This window comes from Rhizobium sp. AN6A, assembly GCF_900215635.1.
In the GTDB taxonomy this organism is placed as follows: domain Bacteria; phylum Pseudomonadota; class Alphaproteobacteria; order Rhizobiales; family Rhizobiaceae; genus Agrobacterium; species Agrobacterium tumefaciens.
Genome location: NZ_OCNC01000004.1, coordinates 2,846,765 through 2,869,586, shown reverse-complemented (window position 1 = coordinate 2,869,586; position 22,822 = coordinate 2,846,765). Strand labels below are relative to the sequence as shown.

Annotated in this window: 20 protein-coding genes and 5 pseudogenes; 5 read left to right on the top strand and 20 right to left on the bottom strand. The window is 58.9% G+C overall.

Annotation, left to right across the window (positions count from 1 at the left end; all coding sequences use genetic code 11):
- The 3 pseudogenes from CRO62_RS26775 to CRO62_RS26765 all read left to right on the top strand — a co-directional run.
- Positions 1 to 517 (top strand): annotated as a pseudogene (locus CRO62_RS26775) (ATP-binding protein); the annotation flags it as partial.
- Between the two features lie 16 nt (positions 518 to 533).
- Positions 534 to 1,360, top strand: a pseudogene (locus CRO62_RS26770) (inositol monophosphatase family protein).
- A gap of 30 nt (positions 1,361 to 1,390) precedes the next feature.
- A pseudogene (locus CRO62_RS26765) lies at positions 1,391 to 2,218 on the top strand (inositol monophosphatase family protein).
- A gap of 73 nt (positions 2,219 to 2,291) precedes the next feature.
- Here the strand turns inward: CRO62_RS26765 and CRO62_RS26760 are convergent.
- The 4 genes and pseudogenes from CRO62_RS26760 to CRO62_RS26745 form a co-directional block, all read right to left on the bottom strand.
- Positions 2,292 to 3,503, bottom strand: a pseudogene (locus CRO62_RS26760) (multidrug effflux MFS transporter).
- A gap of 138 nt (positions 3,504 to 3,641) precedes the next feature.
- On the bottom strand, positions 3,642 to 3,977 hold the full coding sequence (gene grxD / locus CRO62_RS26755; RefSeq protein WP_003516034.1) for a Grx4 family monothiol glutaredoxin: 336 nt from the start codon (positions 3,975 to 3,977) through the stop codon (positions 3,642 to 3,644).
- Between the two features lie 138 nt (positions 3,978 to 4,115).
- Positions 4,116 to 4,547: a hypothetical protein gene (locus tag CRO62_RS26750; RefSeq protein WP_097102952.1), complete on the bottom strand. Its 432-nt coding sequence runs from the start codon at positions 4,545 to 4,547 to the stop codon at positions 4,116 to 4,118.
- A complete protein-coding gene (locus CRO62_RS26745) occupies positions 4,544 to 4,795 on the bottom strand; it encodes a hypothetical protein (protein ID WP_097102950.1) in 252 nt (83 codons plus the stop codon). Before CRO62_RS26745 ends, CRO62_RS26750 begins: the two co-directional genes overlap by 4 nt.
- 110 nt (positions 4,796 to 4,905) lie before the next feature.
- Between CRO62_RS26745 and CRO62_RS26740 the strand changes: the two genes are divergently transcribed.
- Positions 4,906 to 6,054: a hypothetical protein gene (locus CRO62_RS26740; RefSeq protein ID WP_097102947.1), complete on the top strand. Its 1,149-nt coding sequence runs from the start codon at positions 4,906 to 4,908 to the stop codon at positions 6,052 to 6,054.
- Between the two features lie 137 nt (positions 6,055 to 6,191).
- On the opposite strand, the gene CRO62_RS26735 is transcribed toward CRO62_RS26740, so the two are convergent.
- The 4 genes and pseudogenes from CRO62_RS26735 to CRO62_RS26720 all read right to left on the bottom strand — a co-directional run bounded on the left by CRO62_RS26735 (position 6,192) and on the right by CRO62_RS26720 (position 10,908).
- A complete protein-coding gene (locus CRO62_RS26735) occupies positions 6,192 to 6,425 on the bottom strand; it encodes a BolA family protein (protein WP_003516012.1) in 234 nt (77 codons plus the stop codon).
- Between the two features lie 16 nt (positions 6,426 to 6,441).
- Positions 6,442 to 8,677 (bottom strand): annotated as a pseudogene (purL, locus tag CRO62_RS26730) (phosphoribosylformylglycinamidine synthase subunit PurL).
- Between the two features lie 114 nt (positions 8,678 to 8,791).
- Positions 8,792 to 9,382, bottom strand: coding sequence for an acyloxyacyl hydrolase (locus tag CRO62_RS26725; RefSeq protein ID WP_065660805.1), 591 nt, complete (start codon positions 9,380 to 9,382; stop codon positions 8,792 to 8,794).
- 107 nt (positions 9,383 to 9,489) lie between these two features.
- Positions 9,490 to 10,908 (bottom strand): PLP-dependent aminotransferase family protein, encoded by a 1,419-nt coding sequence (locus CRO62_RS26720; RefSeq protein WP_003516009.1) that lies wholly within the window; start codon positions 10,906 to 10,908, stop codon positions 9,490 to 9,492.
- Positions 10,909 to 11,001: 93 nt separating this feature from the next.
- Here CRO62_RS26720 and CRO62_RS26715 point away from each other — a divergent pair, with 93 nt between their 5' ends.
- Complete coding sequence (locus CRO62_RS26715) at positions 11,002 to 11,307, top strand: DUF1127 domain-containing protein (protein WP_097102945.1); 306 nt, start codon at positions 11,002 to 11,004, stop codon at positions 11,305 to 11,307.
- 132 nt (positions 11,308 to 11,439) lie between these two features.
- Here the strand turns inward: CRO62_RS26715 and CRO62_RS26710 are convergent, their stop codons facing one another.
- The 12 genes from CRO62_RS26710 to CRO62_RS26655 form a co-directional block, all read right to left on the bottom strand.
- Entirely contained in the window at positions 11,440 to 11,847 is a 408-nt protein-coding gene (locus CRO62_RS26710) for a hypothetical protein (RefSeq protein ID WP_003516006.1), read from the bottom strand.
- An 83-nt stretch (positions 11,848 to 11,930) separates the two neighbouring features.
- Positions 11,931 to 12,602 carry a phosphoribosylformylglycinamidine synthase subunit PurQ gene (gene purQ / locus CRO62_RS26705; protein ID WP_003516005.1) on the bottom strand — a complete coding sequence of 224 codons (672 nt, stop codon included), beginning with the start codon at positions 12,600 to 12,602 and terminating at the stop codon, positions 11,931 to 11,933.
- A gap of 20 nt (positions 12,603 to 12,622) precedes the next feature.
- Positions 12,623 to 12,865 (bottom strand): phosphoribosylformylglycinamidine synthase subunit PurS, encoded by a 243-nt coding sequence (gene purS / locus CRO62_RS26700; RefSeq protein WP_003495372.1) that lies wholly within the window; start codon positions 12,863 to 12,865, stop codon positions 12,623 to 12,625.
- A gap of 55 nt (positions 12,866 to 12,920) precedes the next feature.
- Positions 12,921 to 13,685, bottom strand: a complete 765-nt coding sequence (gene purC, locus CRO62_RS26695; protein ID WP_003516002.1) for a phosphoribosylaminoimidazolesuccinocarboxamide synthase — start codon at positions 13,683 to 13,685, stop codon at positions 12,921 to 12,923.
- Between the two features lie 183 nt (positions 13,686 to 13,868).
- A complete protein-coding gene (locus CRO62_RS26690) occupies positions 13,869 to 14,432 on the bottom strand; it encodes an alpha/beta hydrolase (RefSeq protein ID WP_003516000.1) in 564 nt (187 codons plus the stop codon).
- 69 nt (positions 14,433 to 14,501) lie between these two features.
- On the bottom strand, positions 14,502 to 15,809 hold the full coding sequence (gene purB / locus CRO62_RS26685; RefSeq protein ID WP_025593893.1) for an adenylosuccinate lyase: 1,308 nt from the start codon (positions 15,807 to 15,809) through the stop codon (positions 14,502 to 14,504).
- Positions 15,810 to 15,916: 107 nt separating this feature from the next.
- Positions 15,917 to 16,453, bottom strand: a complete 537-nt coding sequence (locus CRO62_RS26680) for a hypothetical protein (RefSeq protein WP_097102943.1) — start codon at positions 16,451 to 16,453, stop codon at positions 15,917 to 15,919.
- Positions 16,454 to 16,514: 61 nt separating this feature from the next.
- Complete coding sequence (rpe, locus tag CRO62_RS26675; RefSeq protein ID WP_003515995.1) at positions 16,515 to 17,192, bottom strand: ribulose-phosphate 3-epimerase; 678 nt, start codon at positions 17,190 to 17,192, stop codon at positions 16,515 to 16,517.
- Between the two features lie 132 nt (positions 17,193 to 17,324).
- On the bottom strand, positions 17,325 to 18,404 hold the full coding sequence (locus CRO62_RS26670; RefSeq protein WP_097103369.1) for an ABC transporter substrate-binding protein: 1,080 nt from the start codon (positions 18,402 to 18,404) through the stop codon (positions 17,325 to 17,327).
- An 883-nt stretch (positions 18,405 to 19,287) separates the two neighbouring features.
- Positions 19,288 to 19,707, bottom strand: coding sequence for an NUDIX domain-containing protein (locus tag CRO62_RS26665; protein ID WP_097102940.1), 420 nt, complete (start codon positions 19,705 to 19,707; stop codon positions 19,288 to 19,290).
- A gap of 32 nt (positions 19,708 to 19,739) precedes the next feature.
- Entirely contained in the window at positions 19,740 to 21,254 is a 1,515-nt protein-coding gene (locus CRO62_RS26660; protein ID WP_019567097.1) for a DEAD/DEAH box helicase, read from the bottom strand.
- A 219-nt stretch (positions 21,255 to 21,473) separates the two neighbouring features.
- Positions 21,474 to 22,790 (bottom strand): peptidoglycan DD-metalloendopeptidase family protein, encoded by a 1,317-nt coding sequence (locus CRO62_RS26655; RefSeq protein ID WP_097102938.1) that lies wholly within the window; start codon positions 22,788 to 22,790, stop codon positions 21,474 to 21,476.
- Between the last annotated feature and the right edge of the window lie 32 nt (positions 22,791 to 22,822).

Below are 22,822 nucleotides of genomic sequence, written 5' to 3'. Positions count from 1 at the left end.
AAGGAAAAGGTGCCGGCGGGTGGCACCTATTGTTCGCTCTGTTCGCGGCTGCGGCGCGGCAATCTCTACCGTATTGCGCGGGAAGAGGGCTGCGACGCGCTTGTGCTCGGCCATCACCGCGAGGATATTCTCGAGACCTTCTTCATGAACTTCTTCCATGGCGGCCGTCTGGCTGGCATGCCGGCAAAGCTGATGAACGACGAGGGCGACCTGATGGTGCTGCGCCCGCTTGCCTATTGCGCCGAAGAGGATATGGCGAAATTCGCGGCGGCGATGGAATTCCCGATCATTCCCTGTGACCTCTGCGGCTCGCAGGACGGGCTTCAGCGCAATGCCATGAAGGAGATGCTGGCTGACATCGAAAAGGCGCATGCCGGGCCGCAAGGACGTGATGCTGCGGGCGCTTGCCCATGTCAATCCATCGCATCTGCTCGACCCGAAGCTTTTTGATTTCTCGGCGCTTTCTGTCACCGGGGCGTCACCTGAAGAGCGTACGGAGGCCAGCCCTCCCTTATGAAGAAGTGCCCTTAGCGATGACCCTTTCCGATAAAGATATCGACTTTCTGATTTCCACCGTTGCCGCTGCCGGCCGCCAGGAAATCATGCCCCGCTTCCGCAATCTCGACGCAGGCGCGATTTCCGAAAAGACCTCTGCCGTCGATCTCGTCACCGAGGCGGATATTCTTACGGAAAAGGCGATAACCGCCGCTCTCCTGGAACGGTTTCCGAAGGCCCATATCGTCGGCGAAGAGGCCTATGACGCGGATCAATCCGTTATTCCTGCCCTTGCCGATGCACCATTTGCCTTCGTGATCGATCCAATCGACGGCACTTTCAACTATGCTTCCGGTTTTCCAGCTTTCGGCACGCTGCTCGCCGTTACCGTCAAGGGTGAGACGGTCGCAGGCATCATCCACGATCCTGTCATGGGTGATACCATCCTTGCTCTCAAAGGCGAGGGCGCTTATCTCCACCGCAAGGACGGCTCACAGGCAAGGCTCAAGGTTGCCGATCCCGTGCCATTGTCCGAAATGGTCGGCATATTTTCCTGGGGTCACAGCCATGAAGATCGCCGCCCGGTGATCGCCGCCAATATGGCCAAGATCAAGATGGCGCTTTCAATCAATTGCTCGGCTCATGAATATTGGCTTGCCTCGACTGGCAAGCTGCACTTCATCGGCCACGAAAAGCTGATGCCCTGGGATCATCTCGCCGGCGTTCTCATTCATCAGGAAGCAGGCGGCTACACGGCTCGTTTCGACAATACGCCCTACCGGCCGGGACAGACGACAGGCGGCATACTGTCGGCACCGGACAGGAAAGCTGGAAGATGCTGCGCCGGGAAATCGTGGCCTTATAATATTGATGCTTAAATAGAAGGATATCGCCCATGGCTATCGAACTCGACATCGCCTCTCTCGCCAATGCGCTTCAGGAGGCGGCGGCAGTGGAAATCCTGCCGAGGTTCCGTAATCTGGGTGAGGGCGACGTCAGGATAAAGAGCGAGGCGATAGACCTCGTAACCGAGGCTGACGAGGCTGCTGAGCGGCTGATCCGCGCCCGCGTGCAGGAAATCATGCCGCAGGCGCTGTTCATCGGTGAAGAGGCCGTTGCGCGGATGCCTCGCTGCTTGGCAAGCTTGCGGATGCGGATCTTGCCGTGGTGGTCGATCCGATCGACGGCACCTACAACTTCGCCTCGGGCCTGCCGCTGTTTGGCGTGATGATGAGCGTCATCTCCAAGGGTGAGACCGTTGCCGGTCTCATTTTCGATCCGATGGGCAATGACTGGGCGATTGCCGAAAAGGGTTCCGGCGCATGGCTTTGTGCCGCCGATGGCTCGCAGACCCAGATGTCCGTCGTGCCGGCACCGGCATTGTCGCAGATGGTCGGTATCGCCAACACCGGTTATTTTGACGTGGAGACCCGCCGCAAAGATTCTCATGAACCTCGCGGATGTGCGGCTCTTCACCAGCTACCGTTGTGCTGCGCACGAATACCGCGTGTTCTGCCGGCGGCCACATGCATTTCCTGATGTACAACAAGCTGATGCCCTGGGATCATCTCGCTGGCACCCTGCTTTCGCAGGAAGCGGGGCCGCCTACGCCGCCCGTTTCGACGGCTCGCCTTACCTGCCGCGCCACCTTGAAGGTGGCCTGCTGCTTGCTCCTGATCAGGAGACATGGGAATTGCTGCGCGAGAAGATTTTTACGGTTTGAGTGAAGTTCGGGTTTATTCAACAAAAAGGGCGCGGAACCGAGTTCCGCGCCCTTTTTATTTGTCTGTCCGCCCTTAGTGCGTTGGCTTGTTGTGGGCCTGAAAACAGCACGCCCTTTTCCCCCGATCAGCACGAAGACGAGGCCGATAATGGAGACGGCGAAGAAGCCGGCTACCATTGGCAGCGCCGTGCCATCAAAAGCCTGACCGATAACGGCAACCGATCAGCGAACCGCCGACGGTTCCCATGAAGCCAATGACGGACGAGGCCGTGCCGGCGACATGGCCGAGCGGCTCCATGGCGAGCGAGTTGAAGTTCGAGCCGATCCAGCCGAACTGGAACATGGCAAGCGCGAAGAACACGATGAAGATCGCAAAGGGCATCGGTTCCGGCCCAACCATCTGTACCACCAGCCACACGAAGGTGATGGCGATAAAGCCGAGCAGCGATCCGTGTGACAGCTTGCGCATGCCGAACCTGCCGACAAGCCTTGCATTGATGAAGGACGAGAAGGCCATGAACAGGGCAACGCCCGCAAAAGCGGCCGCAAACCATGCGCCCAGCCCGTAGATGCCCTTATAGACCTGTTCGGCGGAATTGATGAAGCCGAACAGCGCACCGAAGATGAAGGTGCTGGAGAGCGTATAGCAGAGCGCGATGCGGTTGGTGAGGACGATCTTGAAGCCACCTAGGATCGAACGAACCGTGAAAGGCCTGACGTCATCGGCATGCAGGGTTTCCGGCAGGCGGAAATACATCCAGGCGGTCACGATGGCCGCAATTCCGGCCATGAAGGCGAAGATAAGGTGCCAGTCACCAAAAAACAGCACGATCTGGCCAGTGCCGGGCGCGATGACGGGAACGACCATGAAGACCATCATGATCAGCGACATGACTTCCGCCATCTGACGGCCGCCATAGATGTCGCGCACGATCGAAATGGTGATGACGCGCGTCGCCGCAGAGCCGATGCCCTGAATGAAGCGCAGAACCAGCAGGCCAGTGAATGACGGTACGAAGACGACGGCAATGGCCGAAACGATGTAGATTGCCAGCCCGACGAGCATCGGCTTGCGGCGCCCGAAACGGTCCGAGATCGGTCCGTACAGAAGCTGGGCAATACCAAAGCCTAGAAGATAGCTGGAAATGACGTATTGACGGTGGTTTTCATTGACGACGCCAAGTGATGCGCCGATTTCCTGAAGGCCGGGAAGCATGATGTCGATGGCAAGCGCATTCAGCGCCATCAGCATCGCGGCAAGCGCGATGAATTCCGTGCGCCCCATCGAAACGGCGCGCGAAGTGGTGGATTGTGAAAGTTCTGTCACAGGATTGCCCCAAAAAGAACGGCAAAGGCGTTGCATGAAGCAACGCCTGGCATAAGTTTTCTGACAATCAGGGTGGGCCGGATGAACCGGCCGAAATCAGGCCGCGCCGCGGACGCTGATACCCTGTTCTTGGAAGTGATTTTGAAGTTCACCGGACTGGAACATCTCTCTTACGATGTCACAGCCGCCGACGAATTCGCCCTTGACGTACAGCTGCGGGATGGTCGGCCAGTTGGAATAGTCCTTGATGCCCTGACGGATATCGGCATCGGCGAGCACATTGACGCCCTTGTAGTCGACGCCGAGATAGTCGAGAATCTGTACGACCTGACCGGAAAAACCGCACTGCGGGAATTGCGGGGTTCCCTTCATGAAAAGAACGATGTCGTTGCTCTTCACTTCGCTGTCGATCATATCGTGAATGCCGCTCATAGGCCTATTCCTTTCACATGCGGTTCAAGGCCGCTGCTTTGACTTTGTCCCTAAATAACATGTCGCGGCGCGATTTCCACCCGTGGAGCGTAAAAAATACGCCGCTGTGTCGTCGCAAAGTGAGGGTCGAAACCCTGGTTACCAGCGTGTCGTCCCAGGCGGGTAAGAAAAGTTGAGCATTATCTTCCCGATCGGCTCCCGCCGCCTGAAGACTGATTTTATTATCGGACCTGATCTGCCGTTATAAATATTGAGTTCCTGTTTGTTGTCGAACGTCATGGTTTCGTGCCCGCTATTCAGTGAGCAGTCATCCTTGCACTTGATTTCGATCTCGCTAGAGAAGCGACCCGCTTTGATATCGATAATTAGTTTTGGACTTTTCTGGTCCACCAGGCGGCAGGTGTTGCCGGTTTTGCAGAAGGCTGTGCCGGATATCCGATCAGCACCATCAAGCTCCACGACGAAGCCGATCTTGATCTCTTTGCTGCTCTTAACCTCTGCGGCACCTTGTAGCGGCCCCGAAATCACCAACACCAAAAAGGTGGGAAGCAGGCGGAGGTGATGCATCATCGAAGCCGCTGTCTGCTGCGGGCCGCGGCGGTGCGTCTTTTGCTCACCTGTTTTTTGGCCGGCTTGGGTTTGACTGCGGCGTTGATTGCCGCTTCCAGCACGGAGCCGACGATGCCGCCTGCGAGGGACGTGTTGCTTTTTGTCCGGCGGCGGATGCGGCGGGTTTTGCGAAGGCCTGTCTTGGCCAGGACTTCGGACAGAGCGCCTTTGACGACGCCGTTTAGCAATTGATCGACGATCCCAGACAAAATTTCCTCGCCAACAAATAAATCATATTTCCGTCGCGTTTTTTACTATACGTGCATCGCCCACTGTATCAAGCGATCCTTTCGGGTGTCTCCAGCCCGAGGGTTTATGCATGCCGACCGTCAAGTCACGACTTGTTCTTTATTTCCCGGGCTTCGATCCGCTCGATGCGGCTGCGCATCATCTGCGCTATCAGCGGGCGGCAGCGCTTGCCGGCAAGACGTGGGATGTCAATTATGCCGTGGGCGCGCTGGAGAACTCGCCGGCTGGCGAAACCTTCACGGTGGAGGCCTCGGCCGGTGACTGGCGGACGCGTTCCACGATCTTCGTCTACGACCACAATGCGGTGATATCGCGCCTGCGGGATACGCCACTCTGGCGGCAGATCGTACTAGGCTTTGCAGCTGCGGCCGGTATCGTCGCGGAAGGTGGGGCAGGGCGTTACCTCCGTCATGCCTGGCGTTTCGGCCTGTTCTTCATTTTCCCGTTCCTGCTGATGCTGGTGGGTGGTGCGCTTGCGGCGGGGATCGCGCTCTCGCCATGGCTGTTCGGTTTGCCGCTCTGGTTGCTGGCGATCAGTCTTCCCGCTGCGGCCTTGTTCTTCGTGAAGGCGTTTCTGCCTTTCGCCGAGCGGTTTCATACGTTGCATCTTTATGCCGACTGGCGCTTTGCGCTGGCCGTCGGGCGCGATGAGCCGATTGCCCGCAACTGGATCGAAGAGAAGGCAGCCCTCGTTCTCAAGGCGCTGGAGCAGCCCACAGAGGAGGTTCTGGTCGTGTCGCATAGCATGGGCGCCAGCCTGGCGCTCGCCGTGATAGGCCGTGTGCTGGAGCTGCGGCCAGATGCGCTGGATGGCCGGAAGCTGTCCTTTGCGACGCTCGGTGGCGCTGCGCTGCAATGCGCGCTGCTGTCGAGTGCGGACAGGCTTCGCCAGAGCGTCGGCGTGATTGCGCGTCACCCTGAAGTGACATGGTTCGATATCCAATGCCTGACGGATCCGATCCACCTCTACCGCTGCAACACCGTGGCGCTGACGGGGCACAAGGATGCGCCGCAGCCGAAGATCGTGCCGATCCGTTTCAAGCACTCGCTTTCACGCGAACGCTACAAAAAGAATAAGCGCAACTTCCTGCGCATGCACCGGCAATATGTTCTGGGGCCGGATCGCAAGTCCGGTTACGATTTTACCCTGCTGACGGCTGGGCCGTTGCCGTCTGCCTCCTTTGCCGATCTGGAGTCGCAACAGCCACCTGTTTTGTGAGCGGCACGCGTCATTTTTTCGGAAAAGAAAAGGCCCGCGTGACAGTCTCACGCGGGCCTTTTTCAATTCGTAGCTTCAAGCGTTGCCGTGGCAAGGACAGTGAAACCGTCCTGCCGGAGACGCTTTTCCGGGCGCAGTCATTCGGGAGCCGAGGTCTGCAGGGCAAGGGCGTGCAGAACACCGCCCATATTGCCCTTCAGCGCGTCATAGACCATCTGGTGCTGCTGCACGCGGGTCTTGCCCTTGAAAGCATCCGCGACGACTTCCGCCGCGTAATGATCGCCATCACCGGCCAGATCGCGGATCGTGACCTTTGCCCCGGGAATTCCCGCCTTAATCATGTCTTCAATGTCGCCGGGTTTCATGGGCATGGTGTATCTCCTTAATTCATTCTGCGGCGATTAGAGTTTCGCCATCCATGAATTGAGGGAACCACGATTCATAGGCCAAGTGCAATTCTTTAATCTCGATAGCGCGTGCCGTGCCCAGCTTTACGCTTGAGCCGCCGGTGACACCGATCGCAGGGCAGGGAACGCCCGCTGCCTTCGCTGCCGCGCGCACTTCATCCAGATCGCTCCTCTTGACGGTCAGCACATAACGGCCCTGATCTTCGCCATAGAAGGTGAGGACGGGGTTATGGCCCTCGACCGCATCGATCGTCGCACCGATGCCGGAGGAAATTGCCATTTCGGCAACCGCGAGAGCCAGGCCGCCCGAGGAGCAATCGTGAACCGCTGTGGCAAGACCGTCTGCGATAAGGGCGCGGACGAAATCGCCATTTCTCTTTTCAGCTTCCAGATCGACATGCGGTGCCGGGCCATCGATGCGGCCATGCACGTCGCGCATGTAGACGGACTGGGCAATATGGGTGCCAAGACCGGCAGGTGCGCCCGCCAGCAGCACGACTTCGTCCGCGGCGGCAAAGCGGATGCGTGCCATACGGCCCCAGTCCTTCAGCAGGCCAACGCCGCCGATGGTGGGGGTGGGCAGGATCGCCTGACCATTGGTCTCGTTGTAGAGCGAGACGTTGCCGGAAACGATCGGGAATTCCAGCACGCGGCAGGCCTCGCCGATGCCCTTGATGGCATGGACGAGCTGGCTCATGATCTCGGGCTTTTCCGGATTGCCGAAGTTGAGGTTGTCGGTGGCCGCGAGCGGCAGGGCGCCGGTTGCGGTGATGTTGCGCCAGCATTCGGCCACGGCCCTGCTTGCCGCCTTCAAAGGCGTCTGCCTCGACATAACGCGGTGTCACGTCGGAGGAGAAGGCGAGCGCCTTCTTGTCATGGCCTTCAACGCGGACAACGCCGGCATCGCCACCCGGCAGCTGCAGGGAATTGCCCTGGATCAGCGTGTCATACTGCTCGTAGACCCAGCGGCGCGAGGAGTTGTTGGCCGAACCGACCAGCGACACCAATGCGTCGGCAATGTCTGCATCAGGAACGTCGTTCTCGGCAAGCGGAGCCTGAACCCTGGCGGGCGTCCACGGGCGGTCGTATTCCGGAGCCTGATCACCGAGATCCTTGATCGGCAGGTTGGCGACTTCCTCGCCATTGTGCAGCACGCGGAAACGCAGGTCGTCGGTGGTCTTGCCGACGATGGCGAAGTCCAGGCCCCATTTGACGAAGATCGCCTTGGCGACTTCTTCCTTGGAGGGCTCGAGAACCATGAGCATGCGCTCCTGGCTTTCCGATAGCATCATTTCGTAGGCCGTCATGCGCTCTTCGCGCACCGGTACGGCGTTAAGATCAAGTTCGATGCCGAGATCGCCCTTGGCGCCCATTTCGACGGCCGAGCAGGTAAGGCCGGCGGCACCCATGTCCTGAATGGCGATGACTGCGCCGGTCTTCATCAGCTCGAGGCAGGCTTCCAGCAGGCACTTTTCGGTGAAGGGGTCGCCGACCTGAACGGTCGGGCGCTTTTCTTCGATCGACTCATCAAATTCGGCAGAGGCCATGGTCGCGCCGCCGACGCCGTCGCGGCCGGTCTTTGCACCGAGATACACCACCGGCAGGCCGACGCCCTTGGCTTCCGAAAGGAAGATCGCATCGGACTTGGCAAGCCCGGCGGCAAAGGCGTTGACGAGGATGTTGCCGTTGTAGCGGGGATCGAATTCCACTTCGCCGCCGACGGTCGGCACGCCGAAGGAGTTGCCGTAACCGCCGACACCGGCGACGACGCCAGCCACGAGGTGGCGGGTCTTCGGATGGTCGGGTGCGCCGAAACGCAGCGCATTCATGGCCGCGATCGGGCGTGCGCCCATGGTGAAGACATCGCGAAGGATGCCGCCGACGCCGGTTGCCGCACCCTGATAGGGCTCGATGTAGGACGGATGGTTGTGGCTTTCCATCTTGAAGACGACGCAGTCGCCATCATCGATATCCACTACGCCGGCATTTTCGCCGGGGCCTTGAATGACACGCGGGCCCGTGGTGGGCAGGGTCTTCAGCCATTTCTTGGAGGACTTGTAGGAGCAGTGCTCGTTCCACATGGCCGAGAAAATGCCAAGCTCGGTAAAGCTCGGCTCCCGTCCGATCAGGTCGAGGATACGCTGGTATTCGTCGGGCTTCAGCCCGTGGGATGCAACGAGTTCCGGGGTGATCTTGATGGAGTTTGGAATCGACATAGGTCTCACGCGGTTCGAGCCGAGGAAAGTTTCCGGTTCTTTAGCGCAAGAGGCCTCTCCGTGCGACAGGAAAATGCGCAGTTTTGCCAGCAAAACGCTGCTTTGTTGGGTTATTCAGAACTTGTAGCCGACCATAAGTCCGACACGCGTCAGCCCGTCATTGGGGCCGTCGCACAGATTGGCATGGGAGGCATGTTCGATCTGGGTCGAAATATTCCAGTTGCTGTTGAAGCGATATCCGATGGCGGCATATTCATGAAAAAGCACGCGGCAACCGAATTCCGCGCCAGTTTCGCCCGGACCGTTTCTCAGCCTGCCGTCATGCCACAGGCCGCCAAAGCCGAGGTCGACGAAAATCTTCGGATTGAGGTCGAAGGTCCAGTTGATACCGCCGTAAATGGTATTTGCTTCGCCCTCGGTGCCGATTTCCGCACCCAGATGCAGACGCGGTCGGGCAAGCTTTTCGCCAAAGGTGACGGCCGAGGCGCTCGCGAAAGGATCGAAATAGGCAGTGAAGGCCGGGAATACGCCATCTTCGCCGCCACCATTGCGATCGGCAAGCGAGGTTGTGACCCCGAAACGCAATTCATCGAACACCGTGCCGTCTGCGGCGGCGGCCGGTGTCATGTCACTCAACACACATGCTGCGAAAACCATCGCGAGAGCAACAAATGCCCTGGCGGATATGGAACCGAATGCTGCCATCGAATCATTCCCCGCTCCGAAGTAGGGAAAGGATGGCAGATTCGTCGGCGTGGTAAATAATGAGTTACTGAATTAGGGGGCGTGTTGCAGGAAAGACTCGTTCCCGCTCACGCCTCGCTTTCGTAACCGGCTGAACCATTGTCGAGCAAATGCCGCAGGATACCCAGGGCATGCTTCAGTTCTTCCTGGTTTGACGGCCCGGAAAGGCTGATGCGGACACGGTGGTAAACCTTCTCCGTGCGCCCGGCCTTGAACTCGTCCTCGTCGTCTATCAGCACACCTTCCTTCATGGCGGCGCTGCGGAAGGTTCCAGACAGCCACGGTTCAGGCAGCCTCAGCCACAGAAAGGCGATGTCCGGCAGGGAGTTGAATTCCAGACCCGCAAAAATGCGTCTGGCGAGGGCCTCGCGCTGGTTGATCTCGGCGATACAGTCCTTGCGGATGTCGTCTGCGTCGCCGCTGTTGACGAGGCGTGCATTCAGTTCGGCCAGCATGAACGGCAGTCCGCCGGTTATCATCGAATGTGAAATTCGAATTCTCGAGGCGAATTGCGCCGGGCAGGCGACCCAGCCGCCCCTGACGCCGGCGGAAACGGATTTCGACAGGCCGCCGACAACGAAGGTAAGATCGGGCGCGAATTCCGCAATGAGTGGGATCGCATCCCGCGTCATGGCGCCATAGAGATTGTCCTCCACGATCCATACGCCGTATCTGCGGGCGATATCGGCGATCGCCCGCCGCCGCTCCTCGGGCAGGGTGGCGCAGGTCGGGTTCTGGCCCGCCGACATCAGGAAGATCATTTTTGGATGCTGCTGGGCGCAAACGCGCTCGAAATCATCGGGGATAATGCCTTTCTCATCCACTTCCACCAGTGTCACCCGCCGTCCGGCAAGGGCGGCGCTGCGGCTGATATGGGAATAGGTGAGGGGTTCGAAAACGATACGGTCGCCCGGCGCGGTCATTGCCGTTACCACGCTCATCACCGCAGCATGGGCGCCAAGCGTCGAAACGATGTTTTCGGGTTTGGGCGACCAGCCGTTCTGGGAAAGCCAGCGAACGCCCGCCATGCACCAGTTGTCGGGAAAGGAGCGGGTGTAGTTGGAAATTTCGAACGGATGCTCTCTCGTCACCGCCTCGACGTGTTTGCTGACCAGCGCGCTCTGCCCGACATCGGGAGCAGCCGTGGTGTTCAGGCGGAATTCGGCGCTCGTGTCCACGGCGTAGCGCGTGCCGCCGAATGCCGATGCCGTCGGTTCCACGCGTGATAACGGGGCGGCAGCCTTACGCTCGTTGACATAGGTGCCACGGCCGACTTCGCCGCTGACGAGGCCGCGTTCGTGGATGAGGGCATATGCCCGGCTGATTGTACCGATTGTAACGCCCAGATCGAAAGCGAGATTGCGCTGCGGCGGCAATTTCGACCCGGCCTGCAAGATGCCATCCGAAATTGCGCCTTCGATCTTGTCCGCGAGGCGAAGGTAAATGGGGCCGTTGCCCTCGGTGATATCGGGAAGCCAATTTGTCATGGTGACAATTTATGCATTGTATCTGTCCGCAAGTCAATTGTATTTATCGGATGCAGTCAATGAGATCAAACGCACGGAGACAATAGGTGCAATATGCGCAAGATGGATCAATACCTTTCGACAGCGGATACGCTTTATCCTGACGGCTACGAACGGGAACGCGTGTTCCGCGATACCGGCGACATGGTCGCACCGTCGCCCTTTCCGGCCCGGATCGCTCACACGCTTATTGGCCGCCTGATTGCGGGATTGTCCAACTGGCATGGCAAACGTCAGGGACGGCTTGCCTTGCGGGAATTGTCCGACGATCTTCTGGACGATATCGGCGTTACGCGGGACGAGGCCTTGAAGGAGGCCACGAGATCGCAGCTGTTTTCATGGCCGTCACGGCCGCTTTGATTTTCTGCCGGAGAGCGGCGCCATCTTTCCCCGGTGCCTGAACAGCCATTCGGCAGGCCCGCCACGCCAGTCCCAACCGGCGTCGGCGGGTCTTTTTTGTATTTGGTCGGCTTTTAGCGCAGTTTTGCCCAATCAGCAGCCCTTGCCGCCATTCGCCCAGCGTTTGACGTCGGTTGCGATGCGGCCGGAGATGGCTTCGTTCATAACGGGGCCGAAAGCGTCGAGCTTTGCCGGGTTACCTTCTGCCTGAATGACCAGCATCGGGCGCGATTCCGGGCTGTTGCGCGGTACGAGCAGAATGCGCGGACGGCCCGAGAAGGAGTTGAGTTCGGGCGCCAGACGATAGGCCTTGAACGCCGGATCGCCCGATTTGAACCAGCAGGCATTGGCGCCAAGCGCGATTCGCTCCATCGTCGGTAATGCCGCACGGGATGCGGAGGACGATGCCGGTTGCGGCTTGGGCTGGCACGCAGCAAGCGCTGCTGCGGCGAGAAGCAATCCAGCGGCCTTCGGGGCGTGGGAACGGAGCAGGCGGTTCATCGCGTCATCCAAGGTAAGGGCCAAAAACTGGAGCCGTAAAGAGCATCATCGGGAAGAGGGCAGGCGGGTGGCCCGCCCGCTTGTCAGGCTGCGATAACGCCAAGCGCCGAGGCGAAGAGGCCACGGCCGTCATTGCCGCCATGGGCAGCTTCGATCAGGTTTTCCGGGTGCGGCATCATGCCAAGAACGTTGCCCTTGGCGTTGATGACGCCGGCAATGTCGTTCAGCGAGCCGTTCGGGTTGGTGCCATCAGCATAACGGAAAACGACCTGACCGTTGTCTTCGACGGACTTAAGCTCATCCGTATCGAGGAAATAGTTGCCATCGTGGTGGGCGACGGGGCAGCGCAGAACCTGACCCTTGTCATAGGCGCGGGTGAATTCGGTATCGTTGTTGACGACTTCGAGTTTCACTTCGCGGCAGACGAATTTCAGCGAGGCGTTGCGCATCAGCGCGCCCGGCAGCATGCCCGCTTCGACCAAAATCTGGAAGCCGTTGCAGACGCCAAGAACCTTGACGCCCTGTTCAGCCTTTTCGCGAATGGCCTGCATGACCGGCATGCGTGCAGCAATCGCACCGCAACGCAGATAGTCGCCATAGGAAAAACCGCCCGGAATGACGATCAGGTCGACATCCGGAATAGTCGTCTCCGTCTGCCAGATGGTGACGGGCGCCTTGCCGGAGATTTTCGTGAGTGCCGCGATCATGTCGCGATCGCGGTTGAGGCCGGGAAGTTGGACGACAGCGGATTTCATGGTCGGCGGCTCCTGCGGCTTTAGAGAATGGCGATAGAGTAGTTTTCGATAACCGTATTGGCCAGGAGCTTTTCGCACATCGCCTTCAGGTCGGTCTCAGCCTTGGCCTTGTCTGCACCTTCCAGTTCCAGATCGAAGACCTTGCCCTGACGGACATGGCCGACGCCACCGAAACCGAGGCTGCCGAGTGCGCCTTCAATTGCCTTGCCCTGCGGATCGAGAACGCCGTTCTTCAGCGTAACAGTCACCCGTGCCTTGATCACCTGATCTTCTCCTGATTTTACCTTGCTGGGCCGATATTATTTCACGAGGCCGAAATTACTTTACCAGGACAGGGCCGGTGCCGCGGATCGGTTCGTTTTCATTGATGATGCCGAGACGGCGTGCCACTTCGGAATAGGCTTCCACGAGGCCGCCCATGTCGCGGCGGAACAGGTCCTTGTCCATTTTTTTCTGGGTCTCGATGTCCCACAGGCGGCAGCTATCGGGCGAAATCTCGTCGGCGAGGATGATGCGCATCATATCGCCTTCGAACAGGCGGCCGCATTCGATCTTGAAGTCGACCAGCTGGATGCCGACGCCCAGGAACAGGCCGGACAGGAAGTCGTTGACGCGGATCGCCAGTGCCATGATGTCGTCAAGCTCGGCAGGGTTGGCCCAGCCGAAGGCGGTGATGTGCTCTTCGGAGACCATCGGGTCTTCCAGCTCGTCAGACTTGTAATAGAACTCGATGATGGAGCGCGGCAGAACCACGCCTTCATCGATGCCGAGGCGCTTCGACAGCGAGCCGGCGGCGACATTGCGCACGACGATCTCGAGCGGGATCATCTCGACTTCCTTGATCAACTGCTCGCGCATGTTGAGGCGGCGGATGAAGTGTGTGGGAATACCGATCTTGTTCAGATGCGTGAAGACATATTCACAAATCCGGTTGTTCAACACACCTTTGCCGTCGATGACTTCGTGTTTTTTCTTGTTGAAGGCAGTCGCATCGTCCTTGAAGAACTGGATAAGCGTGCCTGGCTCCGGACCTTCGTAGAGGATCTTGGCCTTGCCTTCGTAAATACGGCGGCGACGGTTCATAATGGCAGGTCTCTTGGTTTACGCCGATTCTGGTGGCGTTGCGTTTCTGTCTTTGAGCGGTCCCATAAAGGAAAAGAGTGCATTCTACAATGCGGCTCGCATATCTTCCCTTCAATTCTTGTGTCGGGCGGAAGAATGTTGCCCGGCCGAAAATCGACCGGCTTCAGCGGCTGGCCGCAATCGTCAGGGCTCGTTCACCTTGAGGCGGCTCAGGAACTGGGCAAATACCATGCCACCCTCGGGCCAGGGGCCATGGCCAGACTCGGCGTTGATATGGCCGGACATGCCTGCATCCACCAACATGGCACCCCAGGCGGCGGCAATATCGTCGGCATGTTCGTAGGAGCCGAAGGGATCGTTGCGACTGGCGATTGTGATCGCCGGAAACGGCAGGGGATCGCGCGGATAGGGACCGAAGGTCATCAGATGTTTCGGCCTGATATCGGGATTTGCGACATCCGGCGGCGCCACCAGAAGTGCGCCTGCAACCTTCTTGCCGATTTCCGGAAGGGCGTGGATGACGGTCGGCACGCCCAACGAATGGGCGACGATGACAACGGGCTTGGTCGAGGCGTTGACCTCTTCCACCAGCCGCGCGATCCAGTCTTCCTTCACCGGTTTTGACCATTCAGCCTGCTCGACGCGGCGCGCTGTCGAAAGCTTACGCTCCCAGCGGGTCTGCCAGTGGTCAGGACCGGAATTGGTGTAACCCGGTACGATGAGAATATCTGCTTCTGAAACTTTCATGGGCCCATATCTGTGGTTTCATGCCGTCACGATCAAGGTCGCGACGGCATTAACTTCGGGAGCCTCGCCTCAGGCGTTGCCGAAGACGCGGGCGAAGATCGTGTCGACATGCTTGGTGTGGTAACCGAGGTCGAATTTTTCGCGGATGACGCTTTCGGGAAGGGCGGCGCGCACTTCCTCGTCGCCCAGCAGTTCCTCAAGGAAATCTGCACCCTGTTCCCAGACCCTCATGGCATTGCGCTGCACCAGGCGGTAGGCGTCCTCGCGGGAAACGCCGGCCTGCGTCAGCGCCAGAAGAACGCGCTGCGAATGCACGAGGCCTCGGAACTTGTTCATGTTCTTCAGCATGTTGTCGGGATAGATCACCAGCTTTTCGATGACGCCGGCAAGGCGGTTCAGCGCAAAATCGAGGGTGACTGTGGTGTCGGGGCCGATGGCGCGCTCCACGGAGGAGTGGCTGATGTCACGCTCATGCCAGAGCGCCACGTTTTCAAGCGCGGGAACGACCGACATGCGCACGAGGCGGGCAAGGCCCGTGAGGTTTTCGGTGAGAACCGGGTTACGCTTGTGCGGCATGGCCGACGAACCCTTCTGGCCGGGAGAGAAGAACTCTTCCGCTTCCAGAACCTCGGTGCGCTGCATGTGGCGGATTTCGATGGCGACGTTTTCGATCGACGAGGCGATGACGCCGAGGATGGCGAAGAACATGGCGTGGCGGTCACGCGGGATGACCTGCGTGGAGACCGGCTCGGGCACGAGGCCGAGCTTTGCGCAGACATGTTCCTCGACGCGCGGATCGATATTGGCGAAGGTGCCGACAGCACCGGAGATCGCGCCCGTGGCGATTTCGGCGCGCGCATTGACGAGACGCTCGCGGTTGCGGTGCATCTCTGCGTAGAAGCGGGCGAAGGTCAGGCCCATCGTGGTCGGCTCGGCGTGGATGCCGTGGCTGCGGCCGATGCGTACCGTGTTCTTGTGTTCGAAAGCGCGGGTCTTGAGCGCCGCCAGCACGCGGTCCATATCGGCCAGCAGCAGATCGGCAGCGCGCACGAGCTGGATGTTGAGGGTTGTGTCCAGCACGTCGGACGAGGTCATGCCCTGGTGGATGAAACGGCTGTCTGGACCGACGAATTCGGCAAGATGGGTGAGGAAGGCGATGACGTCGTGTTTGGTGACGGCCTCGATCTCGTCGATACGGGCGACGTCGAAAGTCGCGCTGCCGCCTTTTTCCCAGATGGTCTGTGCTGCCGATTTCGGAATGACGCCGAGCTCGGCCAGCGCGTCACAGGCATGCGCCTCGATCTCGAACCAGATGCGGAATTTTGTTTCCGGCGACCAGATGGCGACCATTTCCGGCCGGGAGTAACGAGGGATCATGGCAATGACTTTCTTTGTGGAGGAATTTTGCTGCCCGTTTAGCAAAGTGTTCCGCGAATCTCAATCTATCAAGCCTGCGCATCGGCCTGATGCGTACATTCAAAATGCTAGAGCGTCCTTTGTACGTCCGAACGGACGCGTGGCGCTCTGTGCGCCCGGCGGCAAAGGATTGCGCCTGCCAGCGCAAGCGGAATGGCGGCGAACGGAAAATAGAGGCCGAGGCCGAGAATGCAGAACTGGTAGATCGCACCAAGCGAGGTGAAAAACTGCTGGAAAAACCAGATGCGGGAGAATGCCGGCGCGTGCCATTGCGCATAAAAGATGCGGTACTGGAGCGCGAAAAATGCCGCCGCGACCGCGATCGTGAAAAAAGCGATGGCAAGACAGCTTGCCGCAAAGCGCAGCGGCAGGCTGGTGGATGCGGGCAGGAAGCGCAAGGCAACCATGGCCAGCGGCCAGCCCAGGAGACCGCCGAAGAAGAACAGCATGGCGATATCGGCGGCATGGTCGGTTTCCAGCCGGTTGCGGAGATAGAGGCCGAGGGTAGCGGTGGCTGCCGAGATGGCGGCCCAGACAAGCGGAGCGAGGAGCGAAAACAGCGCTGCCGGGATCACGTTGCGGAAATTCCGCCTGTCGCTGTTCATCAAAGCCCCCACCCAAACGCCCTGCCGTCCCGTCTCCGGCGTATCCGGCTGCTGCGGCGGGTCAGGACCGGGCGGCTTCCGACACCGAGCGCAACAACGAAACCGTCTTGCGATAGTCTGCGACGCCATCGCCCTTGAAGACGGCCGAACCGGCCACCAGCGCGTTGGCACCGGCTGCGACGATGGCGCCGGCTGTCTCCGCCGTCACGCCGCCGTCCACTTCAAGTTCGATCGGCCGGTCGCCGATCATGGCCTTTGCCGCACGGATCTTGTCGAGCATGGCCGGAATGAATTTCTGTCCGCCGAAACCGGGATTGACGCTCATGATCAGCACGAGATCGACATCGTCAAGCACGTTTTCGATGACCGAAAGCGGCGTGGCGGGGTTGAGCGTCACGCCGGCCTTCCTGCCGAGCGTGCGGATGGTCTGGAGCGAGCGATGGAGATGCGGGCCGGCCTCCGCATGGACGGTAATGCCGTCGCAGCCGGCCTTGGCGAAGGCTTCGAGGTAGGGATCAACCGGGGCAATCATCAGGTGGCAGTCGAAAAAGGCATTGCTGTGCGGGCGCAGCGCCTTGATGACGTCAGGACCGAACGAGATGTTGGGCACGAAATGGCCGTCCATGACATCGAGATGGATCCAGTCTGCGCCCGCTTCCGTCACATCGGCGACTTCCTGTCCCAGCTTGGCGAAATTGGACGCCAGAATGGACGGTGCTATCCGGATGGGCAGGGACATGGGGCAAACTCCTCTCGACGCGTTGCGTAAGCTGCCTTTAGCATCAAGTATCAGGGTTTGAAACGGTTTGTCGCGCGGTTGCCGCCGGTTTTCAGCCGCGGCTTACTGAATTTCCAGCGATGCCGGCTTCACCTATTGTCTTTCGGCCTTGTCCGCCGGTTGGAAACGCTGGCCGTTCCAGCGCTGCAGGTGATAGGGATTGTCTGCAAGCTCATGCGAAGGGTTGAAAGCGATATCGCCGAGCACGGTTTTGAAGACGGTGCCGTTCGCCAGTATCTCCGGTGCGGGTTTCCCTTGGGATTGGGCTGCTTCGGCAAGCGCCGCAGTCAGTTCCGCAGCCGCATAGGAGGGCAGGACGTAACCTTCCGGCTCGATATTGGCGGCACGCAATTCGCCGGCGACGGCCTGTGCCGAAGGTAATGTGTCATAGGCCGGGCGCGTGACCGCTAGCACATTTGCCGCAAGTGGCACGGGGTTGTTTGCCGCATTCATGGCGTCGCCGCTCATGATGGTGAGCGGAATGTTTTCCGAGCCGGCGTCTCTGGCGACAATCGCGACGTCGTTGCGTTCCGCGCCGATGAAGACATGGGTGATGCCGGTGCGCCCCAGCCGGCGCACAAGCGCCACCTGTTGCTCCTGTGCCGGGCGCAGCGTATCGGTGAGTGTCGGTTTCAGCCCGTTCTCCTCCAGCGTGGAACGGATGCGATCAACCAGATCGCGGCTGAAGATCGTGCCATCATCCACGAGCCCAATGGAATGTCCCTTCCAGTCGCGCAGGATGATTTCTGCGGCCCGGTCCGATTCGGCCTTGTCCGATGGCGCTAGGCGGAAAAGCGGCCAGCCATATTTCAGAGCGTCTTCCATCAGGATCGGGGCACGGCTGGAAAGCGTGATCGCTGGAATGGCGGCTGACTTCAGAGGCGGCAGAACGCCCTGAAGCGTTTCCGTGCACAAGAAGCCGATTGCCGCGCTGACCTTGGCGGCCACGAGACCATCGGCGATCGCGCCGCCGCTGCCGTCTTCGCAGCTTTCATGGATTTCAACGACATCTAGCCCGAGTTTGGCGGCCGCGGCCTTCGCGCCCTGCCTGACCTGTTGCCCCAGGAGTTCGTATGGGCCGTTCTGCGGGGCAACGATGCCGATCGACGCCGCGCATGCTGAGCCCGCAAAGGCAAAACCGGCGATGATCGTTAGCAGGCGAAGTGAAAGCATGACGTGCGCGAAATCCTGTTGTCCCGGTTTGATGTTTATCGGCAACAACTGGTTTTCCAAAGGAAAAATCGCTGACACCCATCATAATCGCACATCATCGTTCACTGCACGGCGGTTTTGATCGCAACTCATCCAATTTGAAACAGCAGTCCGCAATGACGCGTTATGGTTGTATATATTCAATATGATCGCGCGCGATTGTTTTTTGCCGAGATTCATTTTTTGAGGTCCGCAATTCACTCTGTAATTTCATGAGAGCGGAAGTACTGCGCGTTATGGTTTAGAGCATTTTTACTTTATAAAACTGTAACATGCAGTGCGTATAAGCACAGTTTTATAAGGGCGGGTTTGCGATTATGCCTTTTATAGTGCACCCCAATAAAATGCACATTTTATTTCCACTCATCTAATTTATTGATATCAAAAGGGAATATACATATTTCCCTGGGTTTTATTTGTGCTTTGCCATGTTTTTTTCGCATTTGCGAGAAGATCTGCTTGACGAAAAGTAAATGATTAGATTAGATATAGGTGTTTCAGGGGACGACTGAAATTGGCTGTAACAAGCCTCGGAAGTGTTCCGAACGTAAGCACTGCCAAACTATATTACATTCTATATTCTATTATTTTCATTACGTATAAACCGCTTCGGGCAACCGGGGCGGTTTTTTATCTAGTGCTAATTTAAGCAATTTTAAATTGCATTCGAAAAGCTTCCCGAAAAGATATTCTTCCAGTATTGGGTTTTCCGAAAGGAAATCGCGCAGGAGCGTTGCGTCTGTCGCAGTCGAGCCCTGTTTTTGGTGTGGCTCAAGGCGCAGTTGAAAGCCGCGAAAATCCCACGCCGGTCAGCGCTGATGCCGCTTCCGTCCGCTATGCGGCTTTATTTCGCCAGAGCAGCCAGCGCGTCTTTTGCAAAGGCAGAGATAGGTTCGGGAAGGTTGTCGGGGTCGAACCAGCCGATATCGGAAAGCTTGTCCGGTTCTGTAAGTACCGGCTCACCCTGCGTGTCGCGGGTGACGAAGATCAGCGAGACCCAATGGTGCCGGTCTGCAACATTGATATATTCGCTATGACAGAGAAATTCGACCTTGCCGATTGTCAGCCCGGTCTCTTCTTCAGCCTCTCGCCGTGCTGCGGCGAGGGATGATTCCAGGTGATCGACTTTGCCGCCCGGAATATTCCAGTATCCGGCTTCCGGCGCTTTCAAGCGCCGGCATAAAAGCAAGCGGCCATCACGCAATATGGCAAGCCCAACGCCGACGCCCGGAAAATCTTGTCCTGGCTTGATCGTCGGCGTCATGCGTATTGTTTCCTGCGTCAGGCCTTTGGGGCTCAGCCCTTGGCGTTGGCCACGATCAGCATGAATGCGGGAATGTCATCGCCGAAACCAACAGGCGTCGGGCCATCGTCATGGTCACGATAATGGCGGCGACGGTCGCGGTTGTCGTCATTGGCGTGCAGCGGGTTCAGGTTGCGGCTGTTGCGCTCGGAATTGCGCGGGGTCTTTTCCGGTCTGCGTTCTGCCTTCACCTTGTCTTCTCCGTGAGCCGCGATGTCCGTATCCACAGTAGTGGATTGTGCACCCTGATTGATGTTTTCGACCGGCGATGCAGGTGCATCGCGACGGTTTCTGTCGCGACCTCTGCCGCCACGTTCCTTGGTGCCCCGGCGGCCGGTATTGCTTTCAAAGCTTTCCATGGGCGCGGGGAGGGAGGACAGGTCACCGTTCAGCCATTCGACCTTCTCGGTGATCAGCTTTTCGATCGCGTCGAGATATTTCGCATCGCTCTTGGTGACGAGGGTGAAGGCCTTGCCCGAACGGCCAGCACGACCGGTACGGCCAATGCGGTGGACATAGTCTTCGGCATGAATGGGAACGTCGAAGTTGAAGACGTGGCTGACATCGGGAATATCAAGACCGCGGGCTGCAACGTCGGAAGCGACCAGCAGCGTCAGCTGACCGTCCCGGAAGTTCTGCAGCATGGTCGTGCGCGAACGCTGGTCCATGTCGCCATGCAGCGCGCCGACGGAAAAGCCGTGACGATCCAGCGAACGGAAGAGGTCGGCAACGTCCTTTTTACGATTGCAGAAAATGATCGCGTTCTTGAGTTCCGCTTCTTCAGCACGGACGAGATCGCGAAGGACAGCGCGCTTCTCATAGTCCTTGTTATGTGAAGCGACGATGCGCTGGGTAACGGTCTTAGCCGTGGAGGAGGGTTTGGCAACCTCGATACGGGTCGGGTTCTGCAGGAACCTGTCGGCAAGCTTCTGGATTTCCGGCGGCATGGTGGCCGAGAAGAACAGGGTTTGCCGGGTAAAGGGAATCATCTTGGCGATGCGTTCGATATCGGGAATGAAGCCCATATCCAGCATGCGGTCGGCTTCATCGATCACGAGGATTTCAACGCCGGTCATCAGGAGCTTGCCGCGCTCGCAATGGTCGAGAAGGCGGCCGGGCGTGCAGATGAGAACATCGGCGCCGCGCTCAAGCTTGCGGTCCTGATCTTCAAACGAAACGCCACCAATCAGAAGGGCGACGTTCAGCTTGTGATTCTTGCCGTATTTCTCGAAGTTTTCGGCTACCTGAGCCGCTAGTTCGCGGGTCGGCTCGAGGATCAGCGTGCGCGGCATTCTGGCGCGTGCGCGGCCTTTTTCCAGCAGTGTGAGCATCGGCAGAACGAAGGATGCGGTTTTCCCCGTGCCGGTCTGTGCGATACCGCAGATATCACGCTTTTCGAGAGCGGGCGGAATTGCGCCAGCCTGAATGGGTGTCGGCGTCGTGTAGCCGGCATCTGCAATAGCGGAAAGAACTTTTTGGCTCAGGCCAAGATCAGAGAATGTTGTCAAAGGAAGAACTTTTTCCGTTCTGGTTCGGTAAGAATACCTGCGTGCCGCTGCGACACTTGCAAAGACTTGGCGCGGGGATATGCCCAAATTGCCAGAAAGTCAAGGAAACAACCGGAAATGCGCGCGAAACGGCGACACGTTGGCGAGGCTTTTGAGCCTTCGGCGCGGTTTCGGGCGATTTATCGTAAAAAGGGCGAAAAAAGCGTTAAAATCGGACTGCTATTTGAGATAGGTTTTAAGCTCGGCCCCGGCGACCAGAAATCGCATCGGATCAACAGGCGTGTCGTTGCGGCGGACCTCGTAATGTACGTGCGGACCGGTGGAGCGGCCGGTGCTGCCAGCACGGCCAACGATGTCGCCGGCCTCCACCTTGTCCCCGGCTCTGACCAGAATGGTGGAGAGATGGCCGAATCGCGTCGATACGCCCTGGCCGTGATCGATCTCGACCATATTGCCGTAGCCGCCGGAGTTTTCCGCAACCGTTACCTTTCCAGCGCCCGTCGCCTTGACGTCGGCGCCTGTTTCGGCGCGAAAATCGATGCCGGTATGTAAGGCGGGCCGTCCAAGGAACGGGTCGAGCCGGTTTCCGAATCGGCTGGTGATCGCCCTGCCGGGGGCCGGATTGCCAAAGGGCAGGGCGGTTGCGGTTTCCTTGACGATATCCAGCCGATTGAGCGCATTGTCTAGATTGGTCAGAGACATATTGAAGGGATCGGTTTCATTCCCCTGCGGATCCGCATAGGGGCCGCCGACACCGTCCGTGCCACTTTCGTCGATTTTCAGACCCGCCTGCCGGATGATATCCTGCATCGCGCTCGCCTTGTCCTCGGCGTCGCTGGTCAGTCTGGCTATCCGGGATATCTGCTGGCGTTCGATATCCTTCAGCGACAGCGTGACCTTGGAAAACACGCGGTCGGCGCGGTCGGAAGGCGTTTCGCCGTTGTCGGGCACATAGGACGCCCGCTTGTCGGTTCCGGCTGCCTTTTCCGGCTGCGATGGGCGGGGGGCCATCAGATTTTCTATGGCGGAGAGACCACCTGTCAGATCGGCGCGTTTTTCCGGTGCCATCGCGTTCGAGAGCGAGGAGGGCGCGGTTGGAATGGGGGCTGTGGCCGTGGAGGCGGCGATGCCGGAATTTTCCGCGCGCTCCAGCAATTCGCTCATGCGCCCGTGTCTGGACGTGAGTGCCGCCTGCTGTTGCAGCAGCTTTTCCACTTTCTTTTCAACCACCTGCTGGTCGAGCAACTGCCTTGAGGTAACGCGGTCCACCTGCGCCCTCAGCGCGGCGATACGGTCTTCGTAATCGTGCTGCATACGGGTCTGGCGCGCCATGGTCGCGCCGATCAGGTCGTCACGCAGGATGAGATAGCCGGTGGCGCCGAGATAACCGAGCGAGAAAAGGCCGATCGTGCAGCCGGCAAGCGCCGTCATCCACGGCCGGATCGTCATGTGCCGGACCTTGTCACCGCTTGCCAGCACCAGAACGTGCTGCTGCCGCTTTTTGCCGAATACCCGGTTTTCCGCTGTATCAGTCAAAATCTCTCTCCGGACTGGCCGATTTCTCACAG